This window comes from Mycobacterium sp. E796 (assembly GCF_001672815.1).
GTDB lineage: Bacteria > Actinomycetota > Actinomycetes > Mycobacteriales > Mycobacteriaceae > Mycobacterium.
Genome location: NZ_LZKK01000009.1, coordinates 1 through 13,992, shown reverse-complemented (window position 1 = coordinate 13,992; position 13,992 = coordinate 1). Strand labels below are relative to the sequence as shown.

13 protein-coding genes are annotated in these 13,992 nt (G+C 69.6%); 5 read left to right on the top strand and 8 right to left on the bottom strand.

What is annotated here, in order from left to right; translation table 11 throughout:
- The 3 genes from A5706_RS00555 to A5706_RS00545 all read right to left on the bottom strand — a co-directional run.
- On the bottom strand, positions 1-442 hold a 442-nt coding region (locus A5706_RS00555), incomplete at its 3' end, for a PE family protein (RefSeq protein WP_156766888.1).
- A 57-nt stretch (positions 443-499) separates the two neighbouring features.
- Positions 500-1,066: a pyridoxamine 5'-phosphate oxidase family protein gene (locus A5706_RS00550; protein ID WP_068126017.1), complete on the bottom strand. Its 567-nt coding sequence runs from the start codon at positions 1,064-1,066 to the stop codon at positions 500-502.
- On the bottom strand, positions 1,030-2,220 hold the full coding sequence (locus A5706_RS00545; RefSeq protein ID WP_068126015.1) for an alkane 1-monooxygenase: 1,191 nt from the start codon (positions 2,218-2,220) through the stop codon (positions 1,030-1,032). Before A5706_RS00545 ends, A5706_RS00550 begins: the two co-directional genes overlap by 37 nt.
- 157 nt (positions 2,221-2,377) lie before the next feature.
- On the opposite strand from A5706_RS00545, the gene A5706_RS00540 reads away from it, so the two are divergent.
- Positions 2,378-4,003: a GMC oxidoreductase gene (locus tag A5706_RS00540; protein WP_068126013.1), complete on the top strand. Its 1,626-nt coding sequence runs from the start codon at positions 2,378-2,380 to the stop codon at positions 4,001-4,003.
- A 4-nt stretch (positions 4,004-4,007) separates the two neighbouring features.
- Here the strand turns inward: A5706_RS00540 and A5706_RS00535 are convergent, their stop codons facing one another.
- Together A5706_RS00535 and A5706_RS00530 are read right to left on the bottom strand one after the other, a co-directional pair.
- Positions 4,008-5,486: an NAD(P)/FAD-dependent oxidoreductase gene (locus A5706_RS00535; RefSeq protein WP_068126011.1), complete on the bottom strand. Its 1,479-nt coding sequence runs from the start codon at positions 5,484-5,486 to the stop codon at positions 4,008-4,010.
- Between the two features lie 14 nt (positions 5,487-5,500).
- A complete protein-coding gene (locus A5706_RS00530) occupies positions 5,501-6,886 on the bottom strand; it encodes a cytochrome P450 (protein WP_068126010.1) in 1,386 nt (461 codons plus the stop codon).
- Between the two features lie 75 nt (positions 6,887-6,961).
- Between A5706_RS00530 and A5706_RS00525 the strand changes: the two genes are divergently transcribed.
- Positions 6,962-7,981, top strand: coding sequence for an AraC family transcriptional regulator (locus A5706_RS00525; protein WP_068126007.1), 1,020 nt, complete (start codon positions 6,962-6,964; stop codon positions 7,979-7,981).
- Here the strand turns inward: A5706_RS00525 and A5706_RS00520 are convergent.
- The gene (locus A5706_RS00520) at positions 7,978-8,940 is read right to left on the bottom strand and encodes an alpha/beta hydrolase (protein WP_068126005.1); all 963 of its coding nucleotides are present in this window, start codon (positions 8,938-8,940) and stop codon (positions 7,978-7,980) included. The two genes, A5706_RS00525 and A5706_RS00520, sit on opposite strands and share 4 nt — an antisense overlap.
- Before the next feature lie 25 nt (positions 8,941-8,965).
- Positions 8,966-9,928: an alpha/beta hydrolase gene (locus A5706_RS00515; RefSeq protein ID WP_068126003.1), complete on the bottom strand. Its 963-nt coding sequence runs from the start codon at positions 9,926-9,928 to the stop codon at positions 8,966-8,968.
- On the opposite strand from A5706_RS00515, the gene A5706_RS00510 reads away from it, so the two are divergent.
- The 3 genes from A5706_RS00510 (at position 9,927) to A5706_RS00500 (ending at position 13,342) form a co-directional block, all read left to right on the top strand.
- Positions 9,927-10,703: a lysoplasmalogenase gene (locus A5706_RS00510; protein WP_082964103.1), complete on the top strand. Its 777-nt coding sequence runs from the start codon at positions 9,927-9,929 to the stop codon at positions 10,701-10,703. The genes A5706_RS00515 and A5706_RS00510 overlap by 2 nt on opposite strands.
- A gap of 63 nt (positions 10,704-10,766) precedes the next feature.
- Complete coding sequence (locus A5706_RS00505) at positions 10,767-12,731, top strand: primosomal protein N' (protein WP_068126019.1); 1,965 nt, start codon at positions 10,767-10,769, stop codon at positions 12,729-12,731.
- Between the two features lie 122 nt (positions 12,732-12,853).
- Positions 12,854-13,342 carry a MarR family winged helix-turn-helix transcriptional regulator gene (locus tag A5706_RS00500; RefSeq protein ID WP_068126001.1) on the top strand — a complete coding sequence of 163 codons (489 nt, stop codon included), beginning with the start codon at positions 12,854-12,856 and terminating at the stop codon, positions 13,340-13,342.
- Between the two features lie 5 nt (positions 13,343-13,347).
- Here A5706_RS00500 and A5706_RS00495 read toward each other — a convergent pair.
- Positions 13,348-13,992, bottom strand: a 645-nt coding sequence (locus A5706_RS00495; protein ID WP_156766886.1) for a class I SAM-dependent methyltransferase, incomplete at its 5' end; no start/stop codon positions are given.

Below are 13,992 nucleotides of genomic sequence, written 5' to 3'. Positions count from 1 at the left end.
GGTTCCCCATGCCCACGTTGGAGCTGCCCCAGTTGCCGTTGCCGACGTTGCCGTCCCCGAGGTTGCCGGCGCCGAGGTTGCCTTCGCCGACGTTGCCGCCGCCCACGTTGCTGTTGCCGTTGTTGCCGCCGCCCAGGTTGCTGTTGCCGAGCCCCAACAGGCTCTGCGCCTCGGCGCCGGCGTACGCCGCGGAGTTCGCGGCCAGGTTCTGCACGAACCCCTGATGAAACGCCGCCGCCTGCGCGCTCAGCGCCTGATAGGCCTGGGCATGGCCGGAGAACACCGACGCGACGGCCGCCGACACCGCGTCCGCGCCGGCGGCCAGCACCTGAGTGGTCGGGACGGCCGCGGCGGCGTTGGCGGCGCTGATCGTCGACCCGATGCCGGCCATTTCCGTTGTGGCCGCACTGACGAGCTCCGGTGTGACGAACACAAACGACATCGTCGGTCCCTTTCCGTCACCCCCGCCTGCTCAACATCGGTCGGAGCAGGTAAAGCGTTACGGTCGGGGCAGCGGGTGGTCGGCGTCCAGCCCGGGCAGCCCGTCGATGCTGCGCCGGTTGCGGTTGACCAGGTTGGCGAACTTCTCGTCGGAGGCCCGCGTGTGGTGCGCGTCGAGCACCGGCCGCTCGTCGACGAGCTCGTAGTAGGGCACCGCGAACCCGCAGGCGTCGGCGATGCGTTCGACGTCGACGACGATGACGGCGCGGATGCCGGCGTGCGGATCGCCGAAACGCGTTAGCAGGTCCGCGAATTCGGCGTCATCCGGGCGCACGACGCGTCCGGTGCCGAACAGCCGCAGGATCCGCGAGTTGCGGGTGAACGAGCAGAACATGATCGTGATGCGCCCGTTGTCGCGCAGGTGGGCGATCGTTTCGACGCCGCTGCCGAACAGATCGACGTACGCGACGGTGTGCTCGTCCAGCACCGCGAAGGTGTCGCGATAGCCCTTGGGGGAGAGGTTGATTCGGCCGCTCTCGGAGGGCGCCGTGGCGACGAAGAATACGGCCTGATCCGAAATGAAATCGGTCAGCGACTCATCGATGCGCGAAAACTCTTTTGCCACGCGGGAAAGCGTAGCGTCGTCGGCCCCGCGCTGTCGCCGGGTTTTAGCGCGGCCAAACTGATGTCGCCGCCGTAGAAGTCGAGCACCCGGGGATCCATCACCCGCCGCCACAGCGGCGGGATCAGCGCCAGCAGCAGCATGGCGCTGTAGCCGCTGGGCAGCTGCGGTGCGTCATCGACGTGGCGAAGCACCTGGTAGGGACGCAGCGGGTTCGCATGATGGTCGGAATGACGCTGCAGGTGGAAGAGCAGCACGTTGGTGATCACCGTGCTGCTGTTCCAGCTGTGCGCCGGGCGGACTCGTTCGTAGCGGCCGTTGGGCAGCAGCTGGCGTCGCAGCCCGTAATGCTCCATGTAGTTGACCGTCTCGAGCAGGCTGAAGCCGACGATCGCCTGGACGATCAGCCACGGCAGCACGACGGGACCGAACCATACCGAAAGCACCGTGAAGAGCGCGCCGCTGATCAGCCACGCATTCAGTATGTCGTTGTCCAGCGTCCAGCGAGGTTTGCCCATCCCGGCCAGCCGGGCCGCCTCGAGGCGCCAGGCGGAGCGCAGGCCCCCGGTCACCGACCGGGGCAGGAACGTGTAGAGGCCCTCGCCGAATCGGGCGCTGGCGGGGTCCTCGGCGGTCGCCACCCGGACGTGGTGTCCGCGGTTGTGTTCGACGTAGAAATGCCCGTAGCAGGTCTGTGCGAGCGCGACCTTGCTCAATCGTCGTTCGGATCGCTCGCGCGTGTGCCCCAATTCGTGGGCGGCGTTGATGGCCAGTCCGCCGATGAGGCCGACGGTCGTCATCAGCCCCAGCTTGTCGACGAAACCCATTGCGAGCCAACCGCCGCCGCTCCACAGCCAACAGGCGAAGACCAGTGACAGGTATTGGTTGGGCAGGTAGAGGTAGGTGGCCCAGCGGTAAAACCGGTCGGTCGCCAGCCAGGCCAGCACGCTCTCGCCGGGGGTCTGCGAGTCGGGCCCGACCAGATGGTCGACGATGGGAATGATCACGAACGCCAGGATGGGAACGGTCCACCAGAACACGCCGAGCCCGGTGATGCGCACCGCCAGCCAGGACGGGAACAGGAGCGCCGGGACGGCCGCCGCGAGCAGCCAGAGGTATCGCTTGGGCTTCGTCCAGCCCGCCGCCCGGAATGGCACATCCGTACCAGAACATGCAGGAAGTCCAATTCGCAGCGGAAAACCTGTCATGGATACGTACAGTAGCGTATTTAACGTACCGAAGGTATGCTTATAGCCAGGTTAGTTAAATCACAGTTCGTTATAAACCCGCACGATCGGAGAGGTGGCCTAGTAAATGGCTTTCTCGCGGAGACGCTTCCTGGGTGCCGCCGCGGGCGTCACGGCCGGCGCCCTCGGCGCGGGGGCGGTGGAGTTCGGCATCCGGAACGCCTCCGCAACCGCCGCCCTGCGGCCCCACTACCAGGCCATTGTGGTCGGCAGCGGGTACGGCGGCGGGGTGTCGGCCCTGCGCCTCGCCCAGGCCGGCATCCAGACGCTGATCCTGGAGAAGGGTAGGTGGTGGAACACCCAAGACGCGGACGGCAAGCGCTTTTCGCGGATGGTGCCCGCGGACAACCGCGCGGGGTGGTTCACGTCGGTCCCGCCCAGCCTCGTCCCGTCGTATCGGGGCGTGTCGATCGCCCAGGTGGCCCAGCACACGCCGTCCACGCAGCCGGTCCAGGCCGGAATCTGCGACAAGGCGGTCCACGGCGCGCACACGGTGTTCCGCGGGACGGCCGTCGGCGGTGGCTCGATGGTCAACGCCGCGATCGCCGCGATCCCGACGCCGGACCAGGTTCGCACCGCCTTCCCGGACATCGACCCCGGCGCGTTCCTGGGCACCTACATCGAACGCGCCAAGTCCATGCTGCGGATCAGCTACCGCGACATGGACTGGTTCGAGCAGACGCCGTGGTTCCAGTACGCCAGGGTCGGACGGCAGTACGCCGAAGCGGCCGGCTACAAGGTGGACTACAACGGCAGCGCGTATTCGTTCGACTACATGAAATCCGAAGAGGCCGAACGGGTTCCGCGCTCGGCATTGAATTTCGAGCAGCAGTACGGCAACAACTACGGGCGGGTCGGCAGCGTCGATGCGACCTACATCGCGGCCGCACTGGCGACGGGCAACGCCACCCTGAAGCCGCTCACCGAGGTGACCGGCATCCGGCGCGAGCGCTCGGGCGAATACGTGGTGTCCACCCGCGAGATCGACCGGTTCGGCAAGGAGCTCGCTCGCGCGGAAATCGGCTGTGACCAGCTGCATCTGGGCGCCGGCGTGCTCGGCACCACGGAGCTGTTGCTGCGCGCCCGCGAGCGCGGGACGCTGCCCCACCTGAACGACGAGATCGGCCGCGGATACGGGAACAACGGGGACATCATGGTCTCCCACATGCTGCAACCCGGCGACCCGGCCGGCACCCAGCAGTCCCTGCTGGGGATGATCAACCTCGACGGCCGCGACGATCCCGACAACCCGGTGTACGCCAGCATGTTCTCGCTTCCGCTTCCCGTGGAGACGCTCGCGCTGGGCTACTACGTCATGGTGCGCACCGGCGATCGCGCGGAGATCACCTACGACCGGACGAAAGACTCGATCGCGATTGACTGGCCGGAGGGCCACACGGATCACCTGCGTGAGAAGGCCCGGTTCGTCTTCGACAAGGTGACGCAGGCCAATGGCGTGGACTACCGCGACGACCTCTTCGAGGGAACGGCGTTCGCGCCCAACACCGTTCACCCGATGGGCGGCGTGGTCCGGGGCAGGGCCACCGACGGCTACGGCCGGGTGAAGGGCTACGACAAGCTGTACGTCAACGACGCGTCGCTGCTGCCCGGCTACCTGGGCTGCAACCCGTTCATGTCCATCACCGCGCTCGCGGAGCGCAACATCGAGGGGATCCTGCAGGGGCGCGCCTGACACATCACGCGGTGAAGCGATAGTCGTCGAGGTCGAAATGCCGGCTACGCCATTGGGTTTCCAGCGTGGTCGCCGGACGCAGCGGGACGTCGCCGTTCTTGTCGAAGTAGTAGCTGTTGGCCAGCTTGCAGCTGTCCTGCCAGAAGATCTGCCGGTGCCGCTTGCGCATCATCTCGGCGAAGTACCGGGCGTTGGCCTCCTCGGTCACCTCGACGCGGGTCGCGCCGTCGCGCCGGGCACGTTTGAGGCAGCGCACGATGTGGTGCGTCTGCGTCTCGATTAGGGCGAAATACGACGAGCCGACGTAGCCGTAGGGGCCGAAAACGGTGAACAGGTTGGGGAATCGGGGGACGCTCACGCCCTCGTAGGCCTGCAGGCGGTTTTCGTCCCAGAACCGGCTCAGGGACACCCCGCCGCTCCCGGTGACCGAGAAGGTGGGCACGTTGTCGGTGTCCATCACCTTGAAGCCGGTCGCCAGTATCAGCACGTCCACCTCGTGGGCCTCGCCGTCGGTGGTGGCGACCGCGGCGGGCGTGATCTTGTCGATCGGCTCGGTGACCAGCCGCACGTTGTCGCGGTTGAACGTGGCCAGGTAGTCGTTGTGGAAGCCGGGTCGCTTGCAGCCGACGGCGTAGCGCGGGGTGAGTTTGTCGCGCAGCACGGGATCTTTGACCTGCTGGCGCAGATAGCGCTTGCCGGCCGACCCCATCCTGCGCGCGAGCGGGAACACCGTGAAGTACTGCGCCGCGAGCGAGAACGTCAGCTCGACGAAAACCTGGCTCAGCAGCCGCTGGACGACCTTGCCCCCGGGCATCCGCATCGCCCAGCGCGCGGCGGCGGGCAGTGGCACGTCGAACTTGGGGAAGCACCAGATCGGGGTCCGCTGAAACACGGTGAGCTGCGAGACGACCGGCGCGATCTCGGGGATGACCTGTACGGCCGAGGCGCCGGTGCCGATGATCGCGACGCGCTTGCCGGTGAGGTCCTGCTGGTGGTCCCAGCGCGCGGTGTGCATGGTGACCCCGGCGAAGGAGTCCACGCCGTCGATGTCGGGCAGCTTCGGCACGGTCAGCACGCCGCAGGCGCTGATCAGGAACCGGGCCGTGAGTTCCCCGCCCGGATCGGTCTGCACCCGCCACAGGTGGTTTTCGTCGTCGAACTCGGCGGCGAGGACCTTGGTGTTGAACCGGATTCGCGACCGGATGCCGTACTTGTCGACGCAGTGTTCGGCGTACGCCTTGAGCTCGTTGCCGGGCGCGTAGGTCCGCGACCAGCGCGGGCTCTGCTCGAACGAGTACTGATAGGAGAACGACGGAATGTCCACGGCGATGCCGGGATAGGTGTTCCAGTACCAGGTGCCGCCGACCCCGTCGCCGGCCTCGATCACGAGATAGTTGGACATGCCCGCCTTGTCCAGCTTGATCGCGGCGCCGATGCCGGAGAATCCGGCGCCGACGATCAGGGTCTCGTAGTCCGGGGTCATGCAACCTGGTGAGCTCATGCGCGCCTGCTTCCGATGACGGGCACCCCGCGCTTGGGCCGCAGGGTCAGCGTTGCCTCGAGTTCTATCGCGGCGCCGGGCGCGAGGTCAAAGGTGAAGCGCTGACTCATGATCGCCGCCATCAGCACCATCTCCATCAGGGCGAAGCTCTGCCCGATGCAGATGCGCCGACCGCCGCCGAACGGCAGATACGCGGAGCGCGGCCGGTCCGTCGGCCGGTAAAACCGGTCGGGGTCGAACGTTTCGGGGTCGGGCCACCAGCGCGGGTCGCGATGGATGTGGTGGATGGGGATGACGACGGTGGTGCCGCGCCGGATGCGATGTCCCGCGATGACGTCGTCCTCGATGGCCCGGCGCGCGATGATCCACACCGCGGAGAAGTAGCGTTGCGACTCCTGCAGGCACGCGGTGGTCCAGGGCAGCCGCCCCAGGTCCTCGGCGCAGGGGCGGCGCGCGCCCAGCACCTCGTCGATCTCGGCGAGCATCCGGTCGCGGGCGTCGGCGTGCAGCGCCATCAGGTACCAGAACCACGACATCGCGTTCGCCGTGGTTTCGTGCCCGGCCAGCATGAACGTCAGGGCCTCGTCGCGCACCCGCTGGCGCGGCCAACTTCCGCCGTCGGCGCGCAGCAGCACGTTGAGCAGGTCGGGGGACTCGCTCGGGTGGCGCAATCGGTGGTCGATCACGTCGTTGACCGCGCGGTCGAGGGTCAGCGTGATGTCCTGCATGTCGCGCAACGGCGGTGGCATACGGACCCCCGAGAACGCCAACCGGTGCAGCGCGTCGTAGACCGGGGGCGGCATCAGCCCCCACAGCCCGAGTCGCTGCAGCCGCTCGGCGTGCCGCAGCCCGCGCGTCGCGAGGTCGTTCATGCTCTGCACCAGGGGCCCGAAGTCCTGGCTGAACAGGGAATTGGCGACCACCCGCAGCGTCGCCTCGACCATCGTCTGGTGGATGTCGAACCGCGCGCCGGGTTCCAGCGCGTCGGTGACGCCGGTGATCGGGTCGATCATCAACTCGACGATGCCGTTGAGGTGGCGCCGGGCGAAGGTCGGGTTCAACACGCCGCGGTGGGCCGCCCACGAATCGCCCTCGTCGGTCAGCAGGTTGATGCCCGCGGTGGCCCGGATCGGCTCGTATTCGTTCGACTTGACGTATTTCAGGCGGGCGCCGTGCAGCACGTGGTCGACGTAGTCGGGGTGGCTTATCGAAACGAATCGCCTTCCGGCGCAACGGAATCGGGCGATGTCACTGCCACGCACCCGGCCCATGAACCCGTTGCTCACGTCGAATCCGATGGTGAGGGCCTCGCGGGTCATCGTCCAGGAGTTCAGCCGGGTGGCCGGTCCCGCGGCCGGGCGCTGCGCGCTGAGGGTCGCCATGACTCAACTGTATGGATGACGCGGACGGCTAGTAATGAGATTATCGGACAGGGAGTTGGGATTTTAGGACACGCGATGGCACACCCTCCGACGCTGAGCCACCCGGTGCACGCGACCCGGGTGTTGTGCGAGGTGGCCAACGAGCGCGGGGTTTCGACGGCCGACGTGTTGGCGGGCACCGCGATCGAGCCGGCCGACCTCGACAAGCCGGACGCCATGGTGAGCGCGGTCGACGAGATCGCGGCGGTGCGCCGGTTGCTGGCCCGCGTCCCGGATCACCGGGGCATCGGCGTGGACGTCGGCAGCCGGTCCACGCTGACCCACTTGGGGCTGTTCGGGTTTGCCGTGATGTCGTGCGGCACCCTTCGCGAACTGTTTTCCATCGCGATGCGCTACTTCGCGCTCACCACCATGCACATCCGCCTGACGCTGTTCGAAACCGCCAAGGACTGCGTGATCGAACTGGACGCCAGCCACCTGCCCGCCGACGTGCGGGGCTTCTTCATCGAGCGCGACATCGCCGGAATCATCTCGACCACAGCAAGTTTCGCGATGGCCGTGGCCGAGAAATATGCCGAGGAGGTGACGGCGGAGCTGGCGGTCGACGAGGAGCTGCTGCGGCCGCTGCTCGAGCTGGTGCCGGTGCACGACGTCAGGTTCGGCCGAGCGCACAACCGGTTGCATTTCCCGCGCGCCATGTTCGACGAGCCGCTGCCGCAGGCCGACCGCCACACGCTGGAGATGTGCATGGCGCAGTGCGACGTGCTGATGCAGAACAGCGAGAGCCGCCGCGGCATCACCGCGCTGGTGCGCAGCAAGCTGTTCCGCGATTCCGGCGTGTTCCCAACGCTTCCCGATGTCGCCGGCGAACTCGATATGCACCCGCGCACGCTGCGCCGGCGGCTGGCCGAGGAGGGCACGTCGTTTCGGGCCCTGCTGAACGAGGCGCGCTCCACCGTGGCGGTGGACCTGCTGCGCAACGTCGGGCTGACCGTGGAGGAGGTGTCGACGCGGCTGGGCTACACCGAGGTGTCGACGTTCTCGCACGCCTTCAGGCGTTGGTACGGCGTTGCGCCCAGCGACTATTCGCGCTAACCGTGCAGCGCCTTGCGCAGCGCCACCAGCCCGCGGTCGGTGGCCTCGGCGGCGGCGGGGATGACCAGGGAGAAGCTGGCGTACCCGTGCACCATGTCGGGCTCGTTGCTGTGTTCGGCGGGCACGCCGGCGGCGTTGAGCAGCTCGGCGTAGCGGGAGCCGTCGTCGCGCAGGGGATCGTGTTCGGCGGTCCCGATGAAGGCGGGCGGCAGACCGGAGAGATCGTCGGCGTTGGCCGGAGCCAGCGTGATGGGTAGGGCCTTCGGGTCGGTGATGTCGAGGTCGGGCAGGTACCAGGACAGGAAGGCCTCGATGACGTCGCGGTCCAGGATGGGCGCGTAGGCGTTCTCGGTGTGCGACGGCAGCGACAGGTCGGCGGTGACGGTCGGGTACCACAGCAGCTGGAAGGCCAGGTTCGGGCCGCCGTTGTCCCGGGCCAGATGGGCCATCACCGCGGCGAGGTTGCCGCCCGCCGAATCCCCGGCCACCGCAATGCGATCCGGGTCGCCCCCCAATTCGGCGGCGTTCTCGGCGACCCATTGCAGCGCGGCCCAGCAGTCGTTCACGCCGGCGGGGAAGGGATGCTCGGGGGCCAGCCGGTAGTCGACCGACACCACGATGGCCTCGGCGCCGACGGCGTGGGCGCGCGCGACCGGGTCGTGGGTCTCCAGGTCGCCGAGTGAGAACCCGCCGCCGTGGTAGAAGACGACGACGGGCAGCGCCCCGGCGTCGTCGGCCGGCCAGTAGATCCGAACCGGAATGTCGGTCAGGTCGCCGTAATCGATGGTTCGCTCCTCGGTCCGGATGTCCGGCAGCAGTTCCGGGGGCACCTTAAGCTGACGCAGCCTCGATCGCGCGACCTCGACGCCGTCGGCGGCGTTGAAGGTCATCGGGAACATGTCGAGCAGCGCCTTCAAAGTCGGATCGATGCCCGGTCGGGCGACGGTCGGCTCAATCATGCGTTCACCGTACGCTTCCCGGCCGTTAATGCAGGGCATTCCGCAATGCCGCGAGCCCCTTGTCCTGCGCGGCGGTGGCGGCGGGCACCACCCCGGCGTAGCCCAGGAAGCCGTGCACCATCGTCTCCGCGTTGTGCACCTCGACCGGGACGCCGGCCGCGGCCAGCAGCTCGCCGTAGCGGATGCCGTCGTCGCGCAGCGGATCGTGGCCTGCGACGCCGATGTAGGCCGGCGGCAGGTCGGCCAGGTTTTTCGCCCGCCCGGGCGCCATGCCCGGCGGCGGATCCGCCGGGTCGACTTCGCCTGCGTACCAACGCGAGAACGCGGCGACGCCCTTCGCGTCGAGGATCGGCGCGGTGGCGTTTTCGGTGAAGGACGGCAGCGACGCGTCCCACATCGTCGCGGGGTACCACAACAGCTGGAACGCGAGCGGTGGGCCGCCCTCGTCGCGGCTCCGTTGCGCGAGCACGGCCGCCATGTTCCCGCCGGCCGAATCCCCGGCGACCGCGATCCGCGTGGTGTCGGCGCCGAGCTCGGCGCCGTGCTCGGCCAGCCACAACGTTGCGGCCCAACCGTCTTCGACGGCGGCGGGGTAGCGGTGCTCGGGTGCCAGCCGGTAATCGACGGACACCACGATCGCGTCGGCGCCCACCGCGTGCTGGCGGGCCGTGCCGTCGTAGGTATCGAGGTCGCCCACGACCCAGCCGCCGCCGTGGAAGAACAGCACCACGGGCGCGGCGTGCCCGGGATCGGCCGAGGGCCAATAGATCCGGATGCCGATCGCGCCCGCCGGACCCGGAATGGCGCGGTCCTCGACCCGCAACTCGGGGTGCAGCGGCCGGCGCGGCAGGTCGCGGAACCGCTGCCGCGCCGCGGCGACACCATCGTCGGTTGATAGCCGGAACGGAACCGCATCCAGTACCTTCAGCAGGATGGGGTCGATACCAGGCTTTTCAGGGTTTTCCTCGGCCGTGTCCAAGCTGGGCATGGAAGTACCGTACGCACCTCGCCTGGTGTCCGGCGGTTGGGTGCTGGCCGGCTGGGCGGGCCTCGCCTATGGGGTCTACCTGACCGTGGTCGCCCTGCGGTCGCCGCCGGGAACGCCATTGACGGGGCACTGGATCCTGCAGCCGCTGTTCAAGGCGTCGATGGCGTTGCTGCTGACCGTCGCCGCGGCGGCGCACCCCATCGTCCGCGAGCGACGCTGGCTGATGCCCGCGCTGCTGATGTCGGCCGTCGGCGACTGGCTGTTGGCGATCCCGTGGTGGACGATGTCGTTCGGGCTGGGGCTGGCCGCATTCCTGTTGGCGCACTTGTGTTTCCTGGGTGCCCTGATTCCGCTGGCCCGCACCTCCCGGGTGCGCCTCGCCGCCGTCGCCTTCATGTGTCTGGTCTCGCTGTCGTTGCTGACGTGGTTCTGGCCGCACCTGGCCCGCGACAAGCTCACCATTCCGGTGACGCTCTACATGATCGTGCTGACCGCGATGGTCTGCATGGCGCTGTTGGCCGACCTGCCGACGATCTGGACCGCGGTGGGGGCGGTGTGTTTTGCGGCGTCGGACACGATGATCGCCATCGGCCGGTTCATCCTGTACAACGACGCGCTGGCGGTCCCGATCTGGTGGTTGTACGCCGCCGCCCAGGTCTTGATCACGGCCGGGTTCTTCTTCGGGCGCGAGGAACCGGATTACGAAACCGACTACGAGTACGAGTACGAGACGGGGTACGAGTCGGATTACGAGTCCGAGCCCGACGAAGGCTAGTTGTCGATCCCGTTGGCTGGCAAGGCAACTCCCGAGGTCGAGCCGATCGCCCGAGTGCTGCCCATGCTCTCGGTGCCGCACCTGGACCGCGAATTCGACTACCTGGTGTCGGCCGAGCAGTCCGACGACGCCCAGCCGGGTGTCCGGGTGCGAGTGCGGTTCCACGGCCGGCTGGTCGACGGGTTCCTGCTGGAGCGCCGCAACGACACCGACCACACCGGCAAGCTGGGCTGGCTCGATCGCGTCGTGTCGGCCGAACCGGTGCTGACGCGGGAGATCCGGCGCCTGGTCGACGCGGTCGCCGCGCGCTACGCCGGCACCCGGCCCGACGTGCTGCGCCTGGCGGTGCCGGCCCGGCACGCCCGGGTGGAGCGGGAGCCCGCGGCGACGCTCGCGTTGCCCGCGCCGCCGCTTCCGGCGGCCGTCGACCCGTCGGCGTGGCAGGCCTACGGCCGCGGCGGGCAGTTCCTGGGGGCGCTCGCCGAATCCCGTGCCGCGCGGGCCGTCTGGCAGGCGCTGCCCGGTGAGCCCTGGGCGGACCGCTTCGTCGAGGCCGCCGCCCAGACCATCCGGACGGGACGGTCGGCGCTGGCGATCGTGCCCGACCAGCGGGACCTGGACACGCTCTGGGCGGCGGCGACGACGCGGATCGACAAGGAGTGCGTGGTGGCGCTGTCGGCGGGCCTGGGCCCGGCCGCGCGCTACCGGCGGTGGCTGGCGGCGCTGCGCGGCAGAGCGCGCCTGGTGATCGGCACCCGCAGCGCGGTGTTCGCGCCGTTGAGCGACCTGGGCCTGGTCATGGTGTGGGCGGACGCGGACGACAGCCTTGCCGAGCCGCGGGCGCCGTATCCGCACGCCCGGGAGGTGGCGATGCTGCGCGCGCACCAGGCCCGCTGCGCGGCGCTCATCGGCGGCTACGCGCGGACCGCCGAGGCCCAGGCGCTGGTGCGCAGCGGATGGGCGCACGACATCGTCGCCGCGCGGCCGGTGGTGCGGGCCCGTACCCCGCGGGTGATCGCCCTGGACGACACGGGTTACGCCGACGAACGCGACCCGGCGGCGCGCACCGCGCGCATTCCGTCCATCGCGCTGCGCGCCGCCCGCTCGTCGCTTCAGGCCGGGGCGCCGGTGCTGGTGCAGGTCCCCCGGCGCGGGTACGTCCCGTCGCTGGCCTGCGGGCGCTGCCGTGCCATCGCCCGATGCCGGCAGTGCACCGGTCCGCTGGCGCTGCAGGAGCGGGGGCCTGGCGCCGTGTGCCGGTGGTGCGGTCGCGCCGAACCGGCGCTGCGCTGCGCGGGGTGCGGGTCGGACGCGGTGCGCGCGGTCGTCGTCGGCGCCCGCCGCACCGCCGAGGAACTCGGCCGCGCGTTCGCCGGCACCCCGGTCGTCACCTCGGCGGGCGACGCCGTCGTGGCGGAGGTCGCCGCCCGCCCGGCCCTGGTGGTCGCCACCCCCGGCGCCGAGCCCCGCGCGACGGACGGGTACGGGGCCGCCCTGCTGCTGGACACCTGGGCGCTGCTGGGCCGGCAAGACCTGCGCGCCGCCGAGGACGCCCTGTGGCGCTGGATGAGCGCCGCCGCGCTGGTGCGCGCCCGCGGCGAGGGCGGCGTGGTGATGGTGGTCGCCGAATCCTCCATTCCCACAGTGCAATCGCTGATCCGCTGGGATCCGGTGGGGCACGCGGAGGCCGAACTGATGGCGCGGGCCGAGGTAGGTCTGCCGCCCAGCGTGCACATCGCCGCGGTCGACGGCACGGCCGGCGCCGTCGCGGCGCTGCTCCAACAGGCCCGGCTGCCCGACCGGGAGGATTTCCGCGCCGACCTGCTGGGCCCGGTGGACCTGCCGTCGGGCGTGCGCCGCCCGGCCGGCACCCCCGCCGGCGCGCCGGTGACCCGCATGCTGGTGCGCGTCCAGCGGGCGCAGGGCCTGGCGCTCGCGGCCGCCCTGCGCAGCGCCGTCGGCGTGCTCAGCGCGAGGCAGGACCATGAGCCCGTGCGGGTGCAGATCGATCCGCTGCACATCGGATAACGCCGAATCTGCGTTGTGGCGATAGTATTCGTGGGAAACAATCTCTGAGCTCGACATTGGAAGGCTGTTACACTTCCAACGCTTTGCTGGTGGACCGGGAGCATGTCCGGAGGAGGGGCGCGATGGTGGCGGACAACTCGACGGCAGCGGACGAGTCTTTGGACGTGATCACCGACGCGCTGCTGACCGCCTCCCGTTTGCTGGTGGCCATTTCGGCGCGCTCGATCAGCCAGGTCGACGAGACCATCACCATTCCGCAGTTCCGGACCCTGGTGATCCTGTCCAATCGGGGGCCGGTCAACCTCGCCACGCTGGCCAGCCTGCTGGGTGTGCAGCCGTCGGCCACGGGCCGGATGGTCGACCGGCTGGTCGCCGCCGGGCTGATCGACCGCCTGCCGCATCCCACCTCCCGTCGCGAGCTGCTCGCCGCGCTGACCAAGCGTGGACGCGAGGTTGTCCGCCGGGTCACCGCGTACCGGCGCGCCGAGATTGCGACCATCGTGGAGAAGATGCCGTCGCCGGAGCGCCACGGGCTGGTGCGGGCCCTGACTGCGTTCACTGCCGCCGGCGGCGAGCCCGACGTCCACCTGGACGCCGACCTCGATCTGTAACAGGTTCACCGCCGTTCGGCGGTGGCCAGCAGGTACTCCCACGACATGCCGCCGTCACGCAGGTATCGGCGCGCGAGTTCGACGAGTTGCGCGTCCAGCTCGGCGGCCAGCACCCGGTTGTGGCCGATGTTGGCGTACGCCTCGATCGTCGGGCCGTAGTGGTGCTTGAAGTACGCGTGTACGTCCTCGGGGGTGTCGAACCGGTTCACCCTTAGGTTGCGTCGCAGCGTCGTGACGTGGCAGACCCGGTCACCCAGCAGCCCGGCGACGTAGCCCTCGCGGCCCCACAGCGCGGCGGGGAACACGGCGGGCGAGAGGCTCGGCCGGTAGGGCCTGATGGTGGCCAGCATCCGGCCGAAGAAGCCCTCCGGAGTCCAGCTGATCACGCCGATCGTCCCGCCCGGCCGGCAAACCCGCACCAGCTCGTCGGCGGCGCGCCGGTGGTCGGGCGCGAACTGCACGCCGATCGCCGAGATCACGGCGTCGAACTCGCCGTCGCCGAACGGCAGTGCGTGCGCATTGGCCTCGCGGTAGTCGAGAGTCAGCCCCAGCGCCGCCGCCCGCGCCTGGGACCGCCGCAGCGGGTATCGGGCCGGGCACGCGGGTGCTCGACGTCGCCGCCGGATCGGGCAACATCTCGCTGCCCGCCG

What these genes read in the sequence shown, in the direction of transcription:
- A5706_RS00530 (WP_068126010.1), bottom strand. Translation starts at nt 6,886, where the DNA reads ATGGCGACCCTCAGCGCGCAGCGCCCGGCCGCGGGACCGGCCACCCGG.
- A5706_RS00510 (WP_082964103.1), top strand. Translation starts at nt 9,927, where the DNA reads ATGGAAGTACCGTACGCACCTCGCCTGGTGTCCGGCGGTTGGGTGCTG.
- A5706_RS00500 (WP_068126001.1), top strand. Translation starts at nt 12,854, where the DNA reads ATGGTGGCGGACAACTCGACGGCAGCGGACGAGTCTTTGGACGTGATC.
- A5706_RS00525 (WP_068126007.1), top strand. Translation starts at nt 6,962, where the DNA reads ATGGCACACCCTCCGACGCTGAGCCACCCGGTGCACGCGACCCGGGTG.
- A5706_RS00505 (WP_068126019.1), top strand. Translation starts at nt 10,767, where the DNA reads ATGCTCTCGGTGCCGCACCTGGACCGCGAATTCGACTACCTGGTGTCG.
- A5706_RS00520 (WP_068126005.1), bottom strand. Translation starts at nt 8,940, where the DNA reads ATGATTGAGCCGACCGTCGCCCGACCGGGCATCGATCCGACTTTGAAG.
- A5706_RS00515 (WP_068126003.1), bottom strand. Translation starts at nt 9,928, where the DNA reads ATGCCCAGCTTGGACACGGCCGAGGAAAACCCTGAAAAGCCTGGTATC.
- A5706_RS00540 (WP_068126013.1), top strand. Translation starts at nt 2,378, where the DNA reads ATGGCTTTCTCGCGGAGACGCTTCCTGGGTGCCGCCGCGGGCGTCACG.
- A5706_RS00535 (WP_068126011.1), bottom strand. Translation starts at nt 5,486, where the DNA reads ATGACCCCGGACTACGAGACCCTGATCGTCGGCGCCGGATTCTCCGGC.